General features: G+C 60.0%; 15 protein-coding genes and 1 tRNA gene. 3 read left to right on the top strand and 13 right to left on the bottom strand.

Going from position 1 to position 18,899, the window contains the following annotated elements:
• Positions 1-72: 72 nt before the first annotated feature.
• Positions 73-1,569: a RimK family protein gene (locus tag MLC59_RS04205; RefSeq protein ID WP_248231141.1), complete on the bottom strand. Its 1,497-nt coding sequence runs from the start codon at positions 1,567-1,569 to the stop codon at positions 73-75.
• Positions 1,570-1,761: 192 nt separating this feature from the next.
• Between MLC59_RS04205 and rimI the strand changes: the two genes are divergently transcribed.
• On the top strand, positions 1,762-2,907 hold the full coding sequence (gene rimI / locus MLC59_RS04200) for a ribosomal protein S18-alanine N-acetyltransferase (RefSeq protein WP_248231139.1): 1,146 nt from the start codon (positions 1,762-1,764) through the stop codon (positions 2,905-2,907).
• Here the strand turns inward: rimI and MLC59_RS04195 are convergent.
• The 3 genes from MLC59_RS04195 to uvrB form a co-directional block, all read right to left on the bottom strand.
• On the bottom strand, positions 2,888-3,955 hold the full coding sequence (locus MLC59_RS04195) for a peptidoglycan -binding protein (RefSeq protein WP_248231138.1): 1,068 nt from the start codon (positions 3,953-3,955) through the stop codon (positions 2,888-2,890). The two genes, rimI and MLC59_RS04195, sit on opposite strands and share 20 nt — an antisense overlap.
• Positions 3,956-3,961: 6 nt before the next feature.
• Complete coding sequence (locus MLC59_RS04190) at positions 3,962-4,765, bottom strand: flagellar motor protein MotA (RefSeq protein WP_248231135.1); 804 nt, start codon at positions 4,763-4,765, stop codon at positions 3,962-3,964.
• A gap of 120 nt (positions 4,766-4,885) precedes the next feature.
• Entirely contained in the window at positions 4,886-6,916 is a 2,031-nt protein-coding gene (uvrB, locus tag MLC59_RS04185) for an excinuclease ABC subunit UvrB (protein WP_248231133.1), read from the bottom strand.
• A 142-nt stretch (positions 6,917-7,058) separates the two neighbouring features.
• On the opposite strand from uvrB, the gene MLC59_RS04180 reads away from it, so the two are divergent.
• Positions 7,059-8,243, top strand: a complete 1,185-nt coding sequence (locus tag MLC59_RS04180; RefSeq protein WP_248231131.1) for a pyridoxal phosphate-dependent aminotransferase — start codon at positions 7,059-7,061, stop codon at positions 8,241-8,243.
• A gap of 121 nt (positions 8,244-8,364) precedes the next feature.
• Positions 8,365-8,440: transfer RNA gene (locus tag MLC59_RS04175), tRNA-Asn, on the top strand.
• Between the two features lie 472 nt (positions 8,441-8,912).
• Here the strand turns inward: MLC59_RS04175 and pyrF are convergent.
• The 9 genes from pyrF to pheA form a co-directional block, all read right to left on the bottom strand.
• Entirely contained in the window at positions 8,913-9,617 is a 705-nt protein-coding gene (gene pyrF / locus MLC59_RS04170) for an orotidine-5'-phosphate decarboxylase (RefSeq protein WP_248231128.1), read from the bottom strand.
• Positions 9,618-9,698: 81 nt separating this feature from the next.
• Complete coding sequence (gene lapB, locus MLC59_RS04165; RefSeq protein ID WP_248231126.1) at positions 9,699-10,868, bottom strand: lipopolysaccharide assembly protein LapB; 1,170 nt, start codon at positions 10,866-10,868, stop codon at positions 9,699-9,701.
• Complete coding sequence (locus MLC59_RS04160; protein WP_248231124.1) at positions 10,868-11,170, bottom strand: LapA family protein; 303 nt, start codon at positions 11,168-11,170, stop codon at positions 10,868-10,870. The genes lapB and MLC59_RS04160 overlap by 1 nt, the downstream gene beginning before the upstream one ends.
• 98 nt (positions 11,171-11,268) lie before the next feature.
• Positions 11,269-11,565, bottom strand: coding sequence for an integration host factor subunit beta (locus MLC59_RS04155; RefSeq protein ID WP_248231122.1), 297 nt, complete (start codon positions 11,563-11,565; stop codon positions 11,269-11,271).
• 258 nt (positions 11,566-11,823) lie between these two features.
• Positions 11,824-13,515, bottom strand: a complete 1,692-nt coding sequence (gene rpsA, locus MLC59_RS04150; protein WP_248231121.1) for a 30S ribosomal protein S1 — start codon at positions 13,513-13,515, stop codon at positions 11,824-11,826.
• Positions 13,516-13,691: 176 nt separating this feature from the next.
• Positions 13,692-14,372: a (d)CMP kinase gene (gene cmk, locus MLC59_RS04145; RefSeq protein ID WP_427901698.1), complete on the bottom strand. Its 681-nt coding sequence runs from the start codon at positions 14,370-14,372 to the stop codon at positions 13,692-13,694.
• Positions 14,373-14,380: 8 nt separating this feature from the next.
• The gene (locus tag MLC59_RS04140) at positions 14,381-16,630 is read right to left on the bottom strand and encodes a bifunctional prephenate dehydrogenase/3-phosphoshikimate 1-carboxyvinyltransferase (protein WP_248231116.1); all 2,250 of its coding nucleotides are present in this window, start codon (positions 16,628-16,630) and stop codon (positions 14,381-14,383) included.
• Positions 16,620-17,741, bottom strand: coding sequence for a histidinol-phosphate transaminase (gene hisC, locus MLC59_RS04135; RefSeq protein WP_248231114.1), 1,122 nt, complete (start codon positions 17,739-17,741; stop codon positions 16,620-16,622). Before hisC ends, MLC59_RS04140 begins: the two co-directional genes overlap by 11 nt.
• A 58-nt stretch (positions 17,742-17,799) precedes the next feature.
• Positions 17,800-18,897: a prephenate dehydratase gene (gene pheA, locus MLC59_RS04130; protein ID WP_248231113.1), complete on the bottom strand. Its 1,098-nt coding sequence runs from the start codon at positions 18,895-18,897 to the stop codon at positions 17,800-17,802.
• Between the last annotated feature and the right edge of the window lie 2 nt (positions 18,898-18,899).

The raw sequence follows: 18,899 nt of genomic DNA, 5'->3' as shown, positions 1-18,899 counted from the left end.
ACCTTCGCCACCGCGCCTAGCTCTCAAGGCTCTCAGTGGCTCAGTAGATCAGCGAATTAACCAAACGGGACACTAGCGGCGCTTGGCTTCCATGCGTGAGAGAAACTCCTGCATGACGAGCGTATAAAGCTCCCCTCCCAGGAACCGGTCCTCCACACCGGAGTCAATGCTGGGGTTGTCATTCACCTCAATCACTGCCACCCGGTTCCCGGACTGCTTGATGTCCACGCCATAGAGGCCATTGCCAATCAGCCTGGTCGCATTCAGGGCCGCCTGGACTACGTTCCTTGGCACTTCATAGGTGGGCAGGGTATCGAAGTCACCGCTGTCCACCTGCTTGGCCTCCCCGTGCTGGTAGATCTGCCAGTGACCTTTCACCATGTAGTACTTGCAGGCGTAGATTGCACGTCCGCCCAGTACGCCGATGCGCCAGTCATAGTCGGTGTACAGGTATTCCTGGGCCAGTACCAGCGCGGACTGGCGGAACAGGGTTTTCAGGGCTTCCTTCAGTTCTTTCTCATCCCGGGCCTTCAGCACCCCTTTCGAAAACGCACCGTCCGGGATCTTGACCACCACGGGCAAACCCAGCTGCTCGATGACCCTGGACGCACCGTCTTTCTGGTCCTTCGACAGGATCAGTGTACGGGGCGTAGGCACCTTGTTGGTCTTCAGCAGGTCCGCCAGGAAGACCTTGTTGGTGCAGCGCAGGATGGATACCGGGTCATCGATCACCACCAGCCCTTCCGCCTCCGCCTTGCGGGCAAAGCGGTAGGTATGGTGATCAATGGCGGTGGTCTCGCGGATAAAGAGCCCGTCGTATTCCGGCAGGCGCATGTAATCCCGGCGGGTAATTCGCTCTACGTTGATACCCAGCTTGCGGCCGGCCTTTTCGAACCGGCTCAGTGCCACCTCATCACTGGGTGGCATATCCTCCTCCGGGTTCACCAGCATCGCCAGGTCAAAGCGGTAGCGACGACGGGTACGGGGTTTGCGCCAGACAATGCTGCTGAAACGATCCAGAGCCGCAGCAAAGGCGTCCTGCTGGGCTTCTGTAAGATCCGCCGGAGCCCCCGGCTTCATGGCATCAATTTGCCAACCCTTGCCCTTGCGATGGCGGAACGCCACTTCGAGGATCGGACAGGGGAAGCGTTCGAACAGCGCCCTCGCCACCGGCTTGAGCTCCGGCACCTCCGCCTGGCCGAAGAAAGTGCGCATGTGCACGCTGCGCCCGCCCTTACTGTCCGGCTCCCCTTCCCTGGCGGCCTGGTCCAGCCACTGGATCACTGACGGATCGAGCTCGTCGAGCTGTAGCGAGAACAGCCCCTTGCGCCCGAGATCATTCAGGGTCATAACCGAAGGAACCACATGGTGGCCCCGGGCTTCGGCCAGCAGTGAGCAATAGTAGCCCTGACTCAGGTAGCGGGCGCTCTGGCAGAGGTTAATCACCCGCACCCGGCTGTGGGCGGGGGCTGAGAATTGCAGATACTGGTCGAAGGTCAGCAGGTCCTCACTGGGATAGTAAGGCGCCCAGTCCCGGGCATGGTCCACCACAAGCAGCAAACGTGACATCAGAAACGGCCCTCCGGCCAGTGCAGGCAACGGCGTTCACCCGTGAACGCGATGTTGGCTACAGTAGTACCAGTCACAGGTTTCAGCAATCTTCACCGGATGCGTGCTTTTACGCATGGGGAGACGCTATCCGGTACGCACGCCGTGGCACATAATAGCGGCGTTTTCACCCTCCCCTGCGCGGTTTTCACCATGACCGAAACCACATTCCGTAATGCCACCCCGGCGGACATTGACGCCCTGGTCGCCCTGGAGAACCGCTGCTTCCTGGATGACCGTATTTCCCGGCGCAGTTTCCGCCGCTTTATCGACATGCCCCGGGACCGGCTGCTCCTGGCAGAACACAGGGGTCAACTGGCCGGCTACAGCCTGGTGCTGATGAAAGCCAATACCCGGCTTGCACGGATCTATTCCATAGCCGTCGCGCCGGAACGTCGGGGCCATGGCCTGGGCGAGGCCCTGGTGCGCGAATCCGAGCGACAGGCCGCCGAGGCCGGGCGCATTCTCATGCGGCTGGAAGTGCGCACGGACAACCACGGCGCCATCGCGCTATACGAGCGTCTGGGATACCGCCAGTTCGGGACCTTGCGGGACTATTACGAGGATCACGGGGACGCGTTACGCTTTGAACGGCGAATCCTGTTCTATGAGCCCTCGGCTGAATTTCCCGAAGTGCCCTACTACCCCCAGACCACGGACTTTACCTGTGGTCCCGCCTCGCTGCTGATGGCCATGGCGGCAGTAGACCATGGCCAGCCGCTGACGACCCTGGAAGAACTGCGAATCTGGCGTGAGGCCACCACGATTTTCATGCTCGCCGGTCACGGCGGCTGTGGCCCTCACGGCCTGGCCCTGGCCGCCTGGCACCGGGGATTCGAGGCAACTGCCTGGATCAGCCAGGAGGGCCCGTTATTCAGGGAGACGGTTCGCAATGACGACAAGAAGCGGGTACTGGAACTGGTGCATGAAGGTTTCCTGCACGATATCGGCCAGACCGGCATCGAACTGCACCATGATCCGCTGACCCTGGAAGAAATCGAAAAAGCCCTGCGGGCCGGGCAGGTGCCGGTGATCCTAATCAGCACCTGGCAACTGAACCGCAGTCGCGTGCCCCACTGGGTAACCGTTTGCGCCGTGGACGACCAGTTCGTCTATCTGCATGATCCCGAAGTGGACGTGGAAGAAGGTGAGACCATTGCTGACAACCAGTATCTTCCCGTTGATCGTCGCATCTTCGACCGTATGTCTCGCTACGGACGCAACCAGCCCCTGCAGGCCGCGGTGATTGTCGGCCCGAAGCGGGCCGGTAATAGCAACCTTAACGGGCGGTCAGCTTGATTTCGATGCGCCGGTTCTGACGCAGGGCCTCTGCCGAGCCACCCTCGGCTACCGGGAAGAATTCGCCAAAACCTGCTGCTGCCATGCGGCCCTCCGGAACGCCCTTGTCCGCCAGGTAGCGCACTACCGCCACAGCCCTGGCGGTAGACAGCTCCCAGTTGGAAGGGAACTCCGGCGTGTTGATCGGGATCCGGTCCGTATGGCCATCAATACGAAGAATCCAGTCGATGTCACCGGGGATGCGCTCAGCGACATCCAGCAGTACGCTTGCCAGCTTGTCCAGCTCAGCCCGGCCAGATGGCCCCAGATCCGCCGACCCGGAACCGAACAGCAATTCCGACGGCAGCAGGAACCGGTCACCCACCACCCGGATGTTCTCGTTGTCCTGGAGAATCTCCCGCAGGCGACCGAAGAACTCCGACTGGTACCGTTGTAGCTGGTTAACCCGTTCTGCCAGCAAGGTATTCAGTCGCTGGCTGACCTCCTGCAGTTCGGCCTCCTTTTCTGCGGTTTGTGCTTCCTGCATTTCCAGTGCACTGGCAATCTGCCGTAACTGCGCCTGTAGTTCACCTATACGATTGGACAACTGCTGCAACATAGCCCGTTGGGCAGCTGAAAGCAGTTGCTCCTCATCCAGCTGTTCACGGGCAAGGGTCACCGAATCCTCCAGATCCGCGATCTGCAAAGACTGGGCCTCGATGTCATTAAGCCGCCCGAGGGACTCGTCGCGGGCCTCTTCCAGCTCCACTTCCAGTTCATCGTTCAGGGCCAGTGATGCCCCCAGTTGATTCTGGACCCGCTGCATCTCTTGCTCCAGGGCCTCGGTCTTGCCCTGCTCCAGGCCCAGCAATGCGGAGATCTCCTGCAGGCGGCTGTTCAGCCTGGCCAACTCCGTATCCCGGTCGGAGAGGGTCTGTGACAGATAAAGCTGGCTGACCACATAGACCAGCAACATGAAGATAACCAGCATCAGCAGGGCTGACAGGGCATCCACAAAGCCCGGCCAGATGTTCACCGCGCTGCGGTTGCGGCGTCGATAGCCGATCATGGGCACTTACTCCCGGTCCGCCAGCTGGTCTCGGAGCCGCTGATTTTCCGCCGCCAGTCGATCCAGGTCCCCGGATGCCCGGGCCGGCTGGGCCTCCATACTGTCGACACCCCCAACCAGGTCGGTCACACCCGTCAGCCACTCTTCCAGGTTATCGTAGAACCGGTTCTGGGCATGGCCGGCCTGGATATCCAGGAACCCCAGAATCAGCGAGCCACCCAGGCCAAGCAATGACGAACTGAAAGCCGTTCCCATTCCCTTGAGGGGCTCCTGCAGGCCACCCTGGAGATCGGCAAACACGGCGCCAAAGTCGCCCTGATCCATATTCAGGTCACCGATCACTGCACCCACCGCATTGATAGTCCCCAGCAGGCCCCAGAAGGTCCCCAGCAGCCCCAGAAATACCAGCAGACTGATGAAGTACCGGGTAATTTCCCGCTGCTCATCCATGCGGCTATGAATGCCATCCAGCACGGTGCGCAGTGACAGGGTGGACAGGCGGAACTGATCACGCTTGGTATCTTCCCCCAGCTGGCGTGCGAGGGGCTTGAGCAGGCGGGGTTCCTGTAAGACCGACAGCCCGGAATGCCCGGTCCGAAACTGGGCTACCCAGCGCAACTCCGGGAACAACACCAGGACCTGGCGGTAGGTGAGTACAATGCCAACCAGAAGAACAAGGAGGATCAGCGAATTGAAAACCCAGTTCGCCATGAAGGCCGTTTCCAGCGGCCGGTAGATGGCAGCACAGACGGCCACCACAATAGCGAGGAAAAGGGACATCCAGAAAAGCGTGTGCTTGAGGTTACTCATGCCGGAATACCGCGTAATGGGTGGACAAGCCAGGTGCGCGAGTGCGCACGCCCTCCAAGATTGGCAAGCCCCTCCGGGGAATGCAAGATCAGGGACAGCTATCCGGCACGGACATCAGCGTCAACCCATGCGAACGGCCGCTTCCTTCAGCTCGGAAATCTCGTCACGGATCCGGGCCGCGGTTTCAAAGTCCAGGTCCGAGGCTGCCTTGTACATATCATCTTCCAGCCGGGTGATCTCCTTGAGCAACTCCTCCGGCGACTTGCCCTTTGCCTTAACCTGGTACTGTTCCGCCTCTTCCGCAGCTTTCTGACCCGGCCGGTCTGCCCGGCGACGACCACGGCCACCACCACCGGCAGCCCCTTCCATGATGTCGGCGATCTTCTTGTTGAGGCCCTGGGGGGTAATACCGTGCTCCTCGTTGAACGCCGTCTGCTTCGCCCTGCGGCGCTCGGTTTCGTCGATGGCTTTTTGCATCGAACCGGTAATGCGGTCGCCATAGAGTATTGCCTTGCCGTGAACGTTCCGGGCCGCCCGGCCGATGGTCTGGATCAGCGAGCGTTCCGACCGCAGGAAGCCTTCCTTGTCCGCATCCAGGATGGTGACAAGGGACACCTCAGGCATATCCAGGCCTTCCCGCAACAGGTTGATGCCCACCAGCACATCAAACTCGCCCCGGCGCAGGTCGCGAATGATCTCGACCCGCTCTACGGTGTCGATATCCGAGTGCAGGTAACGCACCCGCACATCGTGCTCCATCAGGAAGTCGGTCAGGTCCTCCGCCATGCGCTTGGTCAGGGTGGTCACCAGCACCCGCTCGTTCACAGCAACCCGCTCGCGGATTTCTCCCAGCAGGTCGTCCACCTGGGTGGAGGCCGGGCGCACCTCGATCTCCGGGTCCAGCAGGCCGGTAGGACGCACCACCTGCTCTACCACCTGCCCGGCATGTTCCTCTTCATACTTCGCCGGAGTGGCGGACACAAAGATCATCTGCGGGGCTATGCGCTCCCATTCGTCGAAACGCATGGGTCGGTTATCCAGCGCCGAGGGCAGCCGGAACCCGTACTCCACCAGGGTTTCCTTGCGGGAGCGGTCGCCCTTGTACATGGCACCAATCTGGGGAATGGTCACATGGGATTCATCGACCACCAGCAGGGCATTGGGGGGGATATAGTCGAACAGGGTGGGCGGTGCCTCACCGGGATTCCTGCCGGAAAGGTAGCGGCTGTAATTCTCGATGCCGTTGCAGTAACCCAGCTCCAGCATCATTTCGATATCATAGCGGGTGCGCTCCTCCAGCCGCTGGGCTTCCACCAGTCGATTGTTGTCCCGCAACTGTTTGAGTCGCTCATCCAGCTCCACCTTGATGTTCTCGATCGCACCGAGCACTGTTTCCCGGGGCGTTACATAGTGGGTCTTGGGGTAGATGGTGACGCGCGGAACCCGCCGCAGCACTTCCCCGGTCAGGGGGTCGAAGTAGCTGAGGTTGTCTACCTCGTCATCGAACAACTCAATACGGATGGCCTCTTTCTCGGATTCCGCCGGAAATACATCGATGACGTCCCCACGCACCCGGTAGTTGGCACGGTGGAATTCCACATCATTGCGGGTGTACTGCAGTTCCGCCAGGCGACGCAGAACAGTGCGCTGATCGATCGGGTCGCCCCGGTCCAGGTGAAGCATCATCTTCAGGTAGGACTGGGGATCGCCCAGGCCGTAGATGGAGGAAACCGTCGCGACGATAATGGCATCATCCCGCTCCAGCAAGGCCTTGGTGGCGGACAGGCGCATCTGTTCAATGTGTTCGTTCACCGAGGCATCCTTCTCGATAAACGTGTCGGAGGATGGCACATAGGCCTCAGGCTGGTAGTAATCGTAGTAGGACACGAAGTACTCAACGGCATTGTCCGGGAAAAACTCCCGGAACTCGCCATACAATTGCGCTGCCAGGGTCTTGTTGTGGGCCATGACGATGGTAGGACGCTGTACCCGTTCGATGACATTGGCGACGGTGAAAGTCTTCCCCGAACCGGTCACTCCCAGCAGTGTCTGGTGGGCCAGCCCCGACTCGATGCCATCCACCAGGCCCTCGATGGCCTTCGGCTGGTCACCGGCCGGTTTGTAGGGAGAATCCACTCTGAACCTGGACACTGATTTACCTCCACCCTCGCGGGAAACTTATCGTTGCGAATCTCTCATGGTAACATTCATGGGTTAAACAGCCCGTGTTTGCGGCTCTGTGTCGCCCATGGCAGCTGCAGCCCTCTCAGACGCATCTTTAAGGAGCGCAAGTTTGGACCTTCAACTTTCCACCCGTGTACAGGCCATCAAGCCATCCCCTACCCTCGCCGTCACCAACAAGGCAGCGGAACTCAAGGCCGCCGGCCAGGACATTATCGGCCTGGGTGCCGGGGAACCGGATTTCGATACCCCTGACCACATCAAGGAAGCGGCCATCGAGGCCATCCGTAACGGTCAGACCAAATACACTGCAGTGGATGGTACTCCCGCGCTGAAAAAAGCGATCATCGCGAAGTTCAAGCGGGACAATGGTCTGGACTACGAGCCGAACCAGGTACTGGTATCCAGTGGTGGCAAGCAAAGCTTTTTCAACCTGGCACTTGCCACACTGAACCCCGGCGACGAAGCCATTATCCCTGCCCCCTACTGGGTTTCCTACCCGGACATGGTACTGGTGGCCGAGGGCAAGCCGGTCATTATCGAAACCAGCGCTGACACCCGCTTCAAGATCACCCCGGAGCAGCTGGAAAACGCCATTACCGACCGTACCCGGTTGTTCGTTATCAACAGCCCGTCCAACCCCAGCGGCATGGCGTACACCATGGAAGAACTGCAGGCCATTGGCGAGGTACTGAAGAAGCACCCGGATATCATGGTCGCTACCGACGACATGTACGAGCCGATCCTATGGACCGGCAAGCCGTTCTGCAACATCCTCAACGCCACCCCGGAGCTGTACGACCGCACCTTCGTGCTCAACGGTGTCTCCAAGGCCTACTCCATGACCGGCTGGCGTATTGGTTATGCCGCAGGCCCTGCCCGGATCATTGGCGCCATGAAGAAGATCCAGTCCCAGAGCACCTCCAACCCGGCCTCCATATCCCAGGCTGCCGCCCAGGCGGCACTGGATGGCGACCAGGCCTGTGTGGGCGAGATGGTCAAGGCATTCCGGGAGCGTCACGATTACCTGGTAAAAGCCCTGAACGAGCTGCCGGGCGTCGAATGCCTGGAAGGTGACGGTACCTTCTACGTATTCCCCAGCTTCCAGGGCGCCATCGAGAAAACCCCGAATGTTTCCAACGATGTGGAAATGGCAGAGGTTCTGCTCAAGGGCGCTGGCGTGGCACTGGTTCCGGGCTCGGCATTCGGTTCGCCGGGGCATATGCGTTTGAGCTTCGCGACCAGCATGGACGTTCTGAAGGAGGCGGTTGCCCGCCTGAAGAAGGCACTCGCCTGAACATCCAGGTCCGGCTTTTGGCACCCTCCGGGGATTCTTCAGAGGGTGCCAAAAAGTCTTTGAAAGGGTTGACGAGGGGGTACCGGCTCTTTAATATACGCGCCTCGTCGACATCGACTGTTCCCCGATAGCTCAGTTGGTAGAGCAACGGACTGTTAATCCGTTTGTCGCTGGTTCGAGCCCAGCTCGGGGAGCCACTTATTCCGGAAAGCCGCCTCTGTTTTGCAGACGCGGCTTTTTTCGTTCTCAGGTCTCCTGAAATCTGCCTTGGGTGATTGACCTGGTAGCCTTCTGGTTTGGTGCCGGGAGCGGCAGGCCGATAACGTTTTTCGGGGGACGCCCCGCAAGTACGTCCCTGTAGGGCTCGACGGCAGCCATCCCTGGCTGCCGACGCTCCCGAAAAACGTTCTCAACCCGCCACTCCTGAACCTACGTGATAACGCCTTGGTCAAATGAGGAGCTTAGTACCCCGAGACATTGAGCCAAAGCGTTATCTCAAGAGTCAAAGAGGGATCGGGTTGAGAGCCTTTTCCGGGGGTGTCGAGCGCCATGGACGGCGCTCGTCAAGCCCTACAGGGACGTACTTGCGGGGCGTCCCCCGGAAAAGGGTATCGACCTGAGCCCTCCGGCACGGCTTATCAGGCTACACGGCCAGTCACAGAAGCCAGATCAAGAAATCTCAGCGACAATGGCCCGCAGGGAAGCCAGAGGATCAGCCGCCTGCGTAATCGGTCGCCCAACCACCAGATAATCACTGCCAGCTGCAATGGCCGCCGAAGGCGTCATAACCCGCTGCTGATCACCCCGCTCGGCGGAAGCCGGGCGGATACCCGGCGTTACCAGCCTGAATTCCGCGCCCTGGTCACGCTTGAGCGCAGGAGCCTCCTGGGCCGAGCACACCACTCCATCCAGCCCACTATTGCGCGTAAGAGTTGCCAGTCGGTTCACCTGGTCAGCAGGCGAGTCAGCAACGCCGATACCGGCAAGGTCTTCGGCCCCCATGCTGGTCAGCACCGTCACCGCGATCAGCAACGGACGATCCGCACCGAAGGATTCCAGCCGCTCCCGGCAGGCCACCATCATTTTCTCGCCACCGGAGGCATGGACATTCACCATCCAGACACCCAAATCCGCCGCAGCCGCTACCGCCGCCGATGTCGTATTGGGAATGTCATGGAATTTCAGGTCGAGAAACACCTCGAAACCGCGATCCTGCAGTTTGCGCACCAGATCCGGGCCGCAGCGGGTGAACAGCTCCTTGCCAACCTTCAGGCGACACAGGGCCGGATCAAGGGTATCTACCAGGGCCAGGGCCGGGGCTTCAGAGGGGAAATCGAGGGCAACGATGATGCGTGGGCCGAGGGAATCCTGCATTGGAGGTGACTCCTGTGTCCGAACGAGGGGAAACCGGCTTTGCCGGAGGGCGATCGGGCGGGGATTATGGCAGAAATCGCCCTACTCTGCCTCAACCCCCTGAATTGGACGCACCGTTTCCCACTCCTTGCAACTGGGACACAGCCAGTGCAGCTGCTGGCCTGAGAAGCCGCAGTTTACACAGCGGTACACCGGGCGGTTGGTGAGAATCAGCTGGCCGATACGACTGACCAGGCGACCTTCACCGGTAGCAAGCCCTCGCTCATAGCCAGACAGCTCTACCAGCCTTAAAAGCCCCCGAACACTGGGACGGGTTTCCAGCTCATTACGTAGCAGGTCAATGGCGGCCTGGCGCCCGGACGCGTGCTCTACCGCCTCCGCCAGCGCTAACAGAAGACTGGTACCGGGATGCTGCTCATAGAGCTTGCGGAGCTTCCTGGCGTTGCGTCCGACATCACCGTGGGCGCGCTCCAGCTTCATGAACCGGTCAACCGCCTCAGGCCCGAACTCCGGATTCTGGTCGAAGACTTTCAGGCACTGAGTGGCCGACTCCCGGTAATTGCCCTGACGAGCCTGCAGGGTAGACAGGATAAAGCTGGCACGAACACAGCCCGAATCAATGCCAAGCGCTTCCTTGGCCAGTTTCTGTGCCCCCCAGCGATCGTCCCTGTGCAGGCAGTCGTCCGCCAGCTCACAGGTGATATACGCCAGTTGGCGGGCCAGCTGAGGGTCGAGGCGGTTTTCCATCAGGGTCCGGGCGACCTGGGCCGCCTTACCCCATTCCCTTTCCTGCTGGTATAGCTCAATGAGCTGGGCTGCCGCCCGTTCGCCATACTCACGATCATCCATCAACTGATGAAAGAGCGCCTCTGCGCGATCCAGCAAGCCGGCCGCCAGGTAATCCCGGGCCAGCTCAATAGTAACCTGTGGCGAGAAATGCGCCGGCAACTCAGGTCGGGCAAGAAGGTTCTGGTGAATAAGGATAGCGCGGTCAGTTTCGCCCTTGTTGCGGAAATGGGCACCGATGGAAAGGTGGAGCCCCACCGTATCCTTGTTGACGGCCAGGGACTGTACGAAGTTTTCTACCGCCTGGTCAGAATAGTTGGTAAACAGGAACTGGAGTCGCTCGCGAACCGAGGACTCATCGGATATGTCCCGTACCGTCCGGTCCTCAGAGCGAAAATAGCGACCCACAAACCAGCCGGCAGCAACGGCAGCTGTCAGCAGCAGCCATTGAAACACCATATCCATCAAATAGTCCGGTCTTCAGGGGTTCTGTTCTGCTCCAGGGCCTTTTCGGCCTTGTCGAGGCGCTTACGCAGCTGCCGGCGGGACACGGAAACACGCACCGTCGCCATCAGGGTCAGGACAACCCCCAGCAGTATGCCAAAGACGAAACCAAGGATCAGCCAGACCGCGACTCCACGGGGCTGGGTCTCGAAAAACAGGAAATTAAGCGATACAGCCATCTGATTGTTCATGGAAAATACTAGCACCAGAATGGCTACCAGTATGACAACCAGAAGGAGGATGATCTTCTGAAACCCTGCCATAGCACCCCTGCTCCAGGAATCGGGAATTCAATTTTCAATATTGCCCATTCTACCCGAAACTGTGTCCGGCCACCTGAGCGGAATCAATCACGAAGCAGTCAGTAGCCCTTCTTCATGCTGTCATTGACCTGTTCTCGCAACTCCTTGCCCGGCTTGAAGTGCGGCACATACTTGGCCGGCAGCTGCACGGCCTCCCCGGTCTTGGGGTTCCGCCCGGTACGGGCTGCCCGATAATGGAGAGAAAAACTGCCAAACCCCCGAATCTCGATTCTCTGGCCGTCAGCAAGTGACTGCGACATGTGTTCAATAACGGTTTTAACTGCCAGTTCCACGTCTTTCACAGACAGCTGAGTCTGCTTCGAAGCAATCAGTTCGACCAGTTCAGACTTTGTCATGAGGCCCATCCCTTTTCATTTTTATTACGAAGCCCTGGTCATCATTACGGGTTCGGCAGGCACAACCCTGTTGCCCGAACCATACAGATGCCGAAATTCGGCTTCACAAACCTCGTTCACGCCGGTTGATCAGGTTCCAGCTACCCCGGGCGGCGACTGATCCAGACAACGAGGACACTGCTAGTTTAGCCAAACCTGAAAAAAAGACAAAAAAAACGGGCCCTTAGGGCCCGTTTTTTTGCCTTCAAGAGGAATGAATCACTCTTTGTTAGCGTTCTGCTGCTGCATCTGCTCCTTGATGAGATCACCGATGGTGGTCGCACCAGAAGTTTCAGCGGTCTTGCTACGTACGCTTTCCAGCGCCTGCTTGTCGTCTTCAACGTCCTTGGACTTGACGGACAGGTTGATCACGCGGTTCTTGCGATCGATGCTGATGATCTTGGCTTCGACTTCTTCGCCTTCTTTCAGCGCGTTACGGGCGTCTTCCACCTTGTCACGGCTGATTTCAGAGGCCTTCAGAACGGCTTCAACTTCGTCGTTCAGGGCGATGGTCGCAGCCTTCGCGTCTACCGCAGAAACGGTACCCTTGACGATGGAGCCCTTGTCGTTCAGCTGCACAAATTCGGCGAACGGATCGCTTTCGAGCTGCTTGATACCCAGGGAGATACGCTCTCGCTCGGGATCAACAGACAGGATAACGGTCTCAACCTCGTCACCTTTCTTGTACTCGCGAACGGCTTCTTCGCCAGTTTCGTTCCAGCTGATGTCGGACAGGTGAACCAGGCCGTCGATGCCGCCGTCCAGGCCGATAAAGATACCGAAGTCAGTGATGGACTTGATCTTGCCGGATACCTTGTCGCCCTTGTTGAAGTTCGCGGAGAACTCTTCCCAGGGGTTAGGTACGCACTGCTTGATACCCAGGGAAATACGACGACGCTCTTCGTCGATATCCAGGATCATGACACCAACTTCGTCACCCACCTGAACAACCTTGGAGGGATGGATGTTCTTGTTGGTCCAGTCCATTTCGGACACGTGCACCAGACCTTCAACGCCCTCTTCCAGCTCGGCAAAGCAGCCGTAGTCGGTCAGGTTGGTTACACGGGCGGTGACCTTGACACCTTCCGGGTAACGGTCCTTGATGTTCACCCAGGGATCTTCGCCCAGCTGCTTCAGACCCAGGGAAACACGGTTGCGCTCACGGTCGAACTTGAGAACCTTGACGGTGATCTCGTCACCCACGTTCACGATTTCGCTCGGATGCTTGATGCGCTTCCAGGCCATATCTGTGATGTGCAGCAGGCCGTCTACGCCACCCAGGTCAACGAACGCGCCGTAGTCGGTCAGGTTCTTGACGATACCCTGCAGGGTCATACCCTCAGTCAGGGTTTCGAGCAGCGCTTCGCGCTCGGCACTGTTCTCAGCTTCCAGAACGGCGCGGCGGGATACCACCACATTGTTACGCTTCTGGTCCAGCTTGATAACCTTGAATTCCAGTTCCTTGTTCTCCAGGTGCGCGGTGTCGCGAACCGGACGAACATCTACCAGGGAGCCTGGCAGGAAGGCACGGATGCCAGACAGGTCGACGGTGAAACCACCCTTGACCTTGCCGTTGATCATGCCCTTGACAACTTCTTCGGCCTCGAAGGACTTTTCCAGAACCTTCCAGGCTTCGGCACGCTTGGCCTTTTCGCGGGACAGACGGGTTTCACCGAAACCGTCTTCAACCGCGTCGAGAGCTACATCGACAACGTCGCCGACTGCAATTTCCAACTCGCCTTTTTCGTTCAGGAACTGGGAGGCGGGGATAACGCCCTCGGACTTCAGTCCGGCGTTAACGGTGACCCAGTCGTTGTCGATATCCACCACGGTTCCCTGGACGATGGAACCCGGTTGCATGTCAATTTCTTTCAGGCTTTCTTCGAAAAGATCAGCAAAGCTCTCGCTCATTATGTGTCCTATGTGATCAACGCAAGTTTCATCCGTGCGGCCAGCAGCACGGTCTGTTAGCAATAATCCGGTCATGGCAAGGGGCTGGCTTTCACGCCATTGCCGGATCCTTTAACAACCACTATTTCCAGCGCAGAACTGCTCAAAAATACACCAGAAATAGCAAAAAGGTGCAATCAGGCCTGACCCAAAAGGGCCATAACCTTCGATAGCACTTCCTCTATACTTAAACCCGTAGAATCAATGACTTGCGCATCATCTGCAGGCTTAAGCGGGGCCGCCGAGCGATTCATATCACGCTCGTCGCGGGCCCGGATCTCGTCTAAAAGGTTCTGAATGTTAACATCCATGCCCGCCTCCTTCAACTGGAGGTAGCGTCTGCGGGCCCTTTCCTCAGCGCTTGCCGTGAGGAAAACCTTGACCGGCGCATCGGGGAAAACCACGGTGCCCATGTCCCTGCCATCCGCCACCAGGCCTGGCGCCTGGCGGAAATCCCGCTGGCGCTGCAGCAGTGCATCCCGCACCGCCTGGATCACTGCCACGCGGGAGGCGCCGTCACCTGTCTGTTCGGTGCGGATTTCCCGGGTAACATCATCGCCATCCAGGAACACCCTCACCGGCTCACCCTCCGGCGTCGGCTGGAACGAAACATCCAGGCCCGCGGCAACACCCACCAGCCCAACTTCGTCGGCCAGGTCCACGCCTTGCCGCCGGGCCGCCAGCGCAGTCAGGCGATAGAGCGCACCACTATCCAGCAGGTGCCAGCCGAGCCGGCGCGCCAACATCTGGGTCACGGTTCCTTTGCCAGAGCCACCAGGGCCGTCCACAGCGACCACCGGTACCGGGTTACCCGCCACCGAAGGCATCAGTTGACCTCCTCCGACTGGATGTGAATGCCCGTGCGGGTGGCCAGCTCCACAAAGCCCGGGAATGAGGTCGCCACGTTGGCACAGTCATTCACCACAATCTCGCCACTGGCACACAGGGATGCGACGGCAAAGGACATGGCAACCCGGTGATCACCGTGGCTGTCCACTTCGCCTCCGGCGATGGTCTGACCACCATCAATAATGATGCCATCCGGCGTTACCGTCGTTTCCACGCCCACACCCTCCAGGCCATCGGCCATGACCTGGATACGGTCACTTTCCTTGACCCGCAGTTCTTCGGCGCCCCGGAGCACAGTACGCCCCTCGGCACAGGCAGCCGCAATGAACAACACCGGGAACTCATCGATGGCCAGGGGAACCTGCTCCTCCGGGATGTCGATTCCCTGAAGATGGGCGCTCCGGACACGCAGGTCCGCCACGGGTTCGCCACCGATCTCCCTTTCGTTGGAAACTTCGATATCCGCACCCATCATTTTCAGGATAGTGATAATCCCGGTACGGGTGGGGTTCATACCCACATGGCGCAAGGTCAGGTCAGAGCCCGGGGCAATGCTGGCCGCCACCAGGAAAAAGGCGGCTGACGAAATGTCGGCAGGCACATCGATATGACCGCCGGTCAGCTTGCCGCCACCGATAATGCTGGCCGTAGCTCCATCCCGGTGCACGTGATAGCCGAAACCCTCGAGCATCCGCTCGGTATGGTCCCGGGTCGGCGCCGGCTCATGGACGGAGGTCATGCCTTCGGCATAGAGCCCGGCCAGCAGCAGACAGGATTTGACCTGGGCACTGGCGACGGGCATGTCGTAATGAATACCGGACAGCTTGCGCCCGCCACGGATCTTCAACGGTGGACGACCACCTTCAGCAGTGTCGATCACCGCGCCCATTGCCCGCAGCGGATCTGCCACCCGGTTCATGGGCCGCCGGGAGAGACTGTCATCACCAGTCATCTCGGAATCAAAGGGTTGCGCTGCCAGCAGGCCGGAGAACAGGCGCATGGCGGTACCGGAGTTGCCCAGGTAAATCGGACCGCGGGGGGCCTGCAAGCCCTGCATGCCAACCCCGTGAATACGAACATGGCCGTCGTCCGGGCCTTCGATGGTGACGCCCATATCCCGGAACGCCTGCAGGGTGGCGAGGCTATCCTCCCCCTCCAGGAAGCCGTCGACCTCGGTGACGCCCTCGGCCAGCGCGCCGAGCATAATCGATCGATGGGAGATGGATTTGTCGCCGGGTACCCGGATGTCGCCACTCACACTTCCGCCCGGCTGCAGCCGGAATCTCACGGGTTTCTGACTCATGTCTGTCACGTACGCCTGTCCTGATAACATCTTGGAAAAATGATTGCGTGCCGCACGGGCGCGGGTGAATACCCGCAATAACGCGGCGCCGTCCTGGTCTTCAATGGCCTGGCGCAAGCCGGCCAGGTCCTCGGTAAAATGATCAATCACCCGCAGTACCGCTTCCCGGTTCGACAGGAAAATGTCGTGCCACATGACCGGGTCACTGGCCGCAATCCGGGTGAAATCACGGAAGCCTCCCGCTGCGTAGCGGAAGATCTCCATATTCTGGTCTTCTCCGGCCAGGGTATCCACCAGGGAGAAGGCAATGAGATGGGGGAGATGACTGGTAGCCGCCAGCACTTCGTCATGCCGGTCCACGTCCATGGTCAGCACCGTGGCACCGCACGCGGCCCAGAGCGCAGTTAACCGCTCCAGGGCATGGACATCAACACCCTCCGGCGGCGTCAGGATAACCTTGTGACCCTCGAACAGATCCCCCCGGGCCGCCCTCACCCCGCTTTTCTCGGAGCCGGCGATCGGGTGACCGGGAATGACCCGGTGTCCCCAGGCGCCGAACACTTCACTCACGGCCTGTACAAAGCTGCCCTTGGTGCTCCCCACATCGGTCAGCACCGTCCCCGGCGCCAGCACAGGTTTCACCTCCTGCAGCACGGCCACCGTGGCCCTTACCGGTACCGCGATCACTACCAGGTCGGCACCGGCTACGATTTCGCTGGCAGTACCGTAACCATCAATGACACCAAGCTCCACTCCCAGGGCGAGCTCAGCCTCGCTGCGGTCCGCCGCCAGAACCTCTCCTACCCGGCCAGATCGCCTGGCGGCGAGGGCCAGGGATCCGCCGATCAGGCCAAGGCCGATCACCGCGACCCGGCGAAACAGCGGACGAGCGGTGTCCGGGGTCGCGGCCAACTCAGGATCCACGGCGCTCGAGCACCCGCTTCAGGGCCTCCAGGCAACGCTGGTTTTCGTCCGGCAGCCCAACGGACACCCTCAGATGGCGTGGCATGCCATAACCGGCCACAGGGCGAACGATCACACCCTGTTCCAGCAACCCCTGAAAAACGTCCTGGGCATTATCACCCACGTCGACCGCAACGAAATTACCAGCCGAAGGAATCCAGTCCAGCCCAAGATCCGCAAAGCCTGCTGTCAGTTGCTCGAGCCCCTTGCGATTAACATCCCGGGACCGGGCCAGGTATTCGAGGTCAGTCAACACTGCAGTGGCCGCTGCCTGGGCCACCGTATCCACGTTGAACGGTTGCCGTACACGGTTAAGGATGTCTGCGACGGAAGGGGATGACACCGCGTAGCCCACTCGCAGGGCCGCCAGGCCCCACGCCTTGGAGAAGGTCCGCGTGACAATCAGGTTGGGGTAATCCTGCAACAGGCCGATGCCGTCGACGTCGTCGTCGGTGCCGGCCAGGTACTCGCAATAGGCTTCATCCAGCACCACCAGGACCCGCTCGGGCACCCGGTCCAGGAAAGACCGGATGGCTTTTTCGCCCTCCACGGTGCCGGTAGGATTGTTGGGGTTGGCCACAAAGACCAGGCGTGTTTGATCGGTGATCGCCTCAGCCATGGCTGGCAGGTCATGCCCCCAGTTCTTCGCCGGCACTTCAACGCCCTTTGCGCCGATAGCCAGGGTAACCAGCGGATAGACAGCAAAGGCATGCTGGGCATAGACGATTTCATCACCCGGTCCGGCGAAACAGCGGGCAATCACTTCCAGCACGTCGTTGGATCCATTGCCGAGGGTGAGCTGGCTGGCGGCCACCTGAAGGTACCCGGACAGGGCCTGCTTCAGGGTAAAGGCATTGCCGTCCGGGTAACGGCACATCTCTTCCAGGGCTTCACGGGCGGCCTCCATGGCTATGGGGCTCGGGCCCAGCGGGTTCTCGTTACTGGCCAGCTTGACGATCTCATCCGGCTCCAGGCCGTATTCCCGCGCCAGCTCCTCAATAGGCTTGCCGGGCTGGTACGGGGTCAGGCTGCGTACCCCTTCAACCGCCAGTGACTGATAGTCGATAGACATGGTCCTAAATCCTCCGGGTTAATCGCTGCCAGTACAGACACGAAGGTGGTCTGGCACGTCAGAGCACAGCGGCCGGGTAGGACCCAAGGCGCTTGAGCTCAACGGCGTCTTCTTCGAGGTCTTCCAGCAGCTTGCTGGTAGTGGCGTCCTCCATATGGCCCTCGAAATCAATATAGAAGACATAGGCCCAGGTGCCGCTGGGGGAAGGCCGGGTTTCGATGCGTGTAAGGCTGATGCCCGCACGGTGGAACGGCTCCAGCAGCTGGTACAGTGCACCCGGACGGTTACGCATGGAGACCAGGATGGACGTCTTGTCCTGTCCACTGGACCCTACAGATTCACGGCCGACAATCAGGAACCGGGTGGTATTATCCGGCCGGTCCTCGATCTTGCCTGCCATGATTTCGAGGCCATAGAGTTCGGCCGCCATGTCACCGGCTATAGCCGCCGTGCCAGGCTCGCTGGCTGCCCGGCGGGCCGCTTCGGCGTTGCTGCTGACGGTGACACGCTCGACGCCATACTGGTGGGCATCGAGCCATTGCCGGCACTGGGCGAAGGACTGCTGGTGGGAGTAGATTCGGGTCAGTGGCTTGTCATCACTGTCCGGAGAGCGCATCAGGTGATGATGGATGCGCAATTGCACCTCACCGCAGATTTTCAGCGGTGACGAGATAAACATATCCAGGGTGTGATTGATCATACCCTCGGTGGAGTTTTCCACCGGCACCACGCCGTACTGGGCAGCACCGGACTCCACCTCCCGGAACACCGCATCAATGGCGGGCATGGGTACGGAGATGACCGAGTGACCGAAGTGCTTGAGCGCTGCAGCCTGGGTGAAGGTACCGGCCGGCCCCAGGAAGGCGATGCGCATGGGCTGCTCCAGCGCCAGGCAGGCCGACATGATTTCCCGGAACAGGCGGGCCATTTCTTCGTCCGCCAGCGGGCCGGGATTGGCCTCCTTGATACGGCGCAGCACCTGGGCCTCACGCTCCGGGCGGTAGAAGAACACGTCATCACCTGGATTGGCCGCCATTTTCACGTGGGCCACTTCCTGGGCACAGCTGGCACGGGCACTGATCAGGTCCATGATTTGCTGGTCCAGGCTGTCGATCTGGTCGCGCAACTCCCCCAGACGGGTCTGCTCGTCACTCATGG

The organism is Marinobacter bryozoorum, assembly GCF_023156245.1.
In the GTDB taxonomy this organism is placed as follows: domain Bacteria; phylum Pseudomonadota; class Gammaproteobacteria; order Pseudomonadales; family Oleiphilaceae; genus Marinobacter; species Marinobacter bryozoorum.
The sequence above is the reverse complement of the archived record's forward strand: the minus strand, read 5'-3'. Positions and strand labels throughout refer to the sequence as shown.

Coding starts and splice junctions, on each gene's coding strand:
- MLC59_RS04190 (WP_248231135.1), bottom strand. CDS start 4,765: ATGAGTAACCTCAAGCACACGCTTTTCTGGATGTCCCTTTTCCTCGCT.
- rpsA (WP_248231121.1), bottom strand. CDS start 13,515: ATGAGCGAGAGCTTTGCTGATCTTTTCGAAGAAAGCCTGAAAGAAATT.
- pheA (WP_248231113.1), bottom strand. CDS start 18,897: ATGAGTGACGAGCAGACCCGTCTGGGGGAGTTGCGCGACCAGATCGAC.
- hisC (WP_248231114.1), bottom strand. CDS start 17,741: ATGTCTATCGACTATCAGTCACTGGCGGTTGAAGGGGTACGCAGCCTG.
- lapB (WP_248231126.1), bottom strand. CDS start 10,868: ATGGATATGGTGTTTCAATGGCTGCTGCTGACAGCTGCCGTTGCTGCC.
- MLC59_RS04205 (WP_248231141.1), bottom strand. CDS start 1,569: ATGTCACGTTTGCTGCTTGTGGTGGACCATGCCCGGGACTGGGCGCCT.
- pyrF (WP_248231128.1), bottom strand. CDS start 9,617: ATGCAGGATTCCCTCGGCCCACGCATCATCGTTGCCCTCGATTTCCCC.
- MLC59_RS04195 (WP_248231138.1), bottom strand. CDS start 3,955: ATGATCGGCTATCGACGCCGCAACCGCAGCGCGGTGAACATCTGGCCG.
- rimI (WP_248231139.1), top strand. CDS start 1,762: ATGACCGAAACCACATTCCGTAATGCCACCCCGGCGGACATTGACGCC.
- MLC59_RS04160 (WP_248231124.1), bottom strand. CDS start 11,170: ATGGCAGGGTTTCAGAAGATCATCCTCCTTCTGGTTGTCATACTGGTA.
- MLC59_RS04155 (WP_248231122.1), bottom strand. CDS start 11,565: ATGACAAAGTCTGAACTGGTCGAACTGATTGCTTCGAAGCAGACTCAG.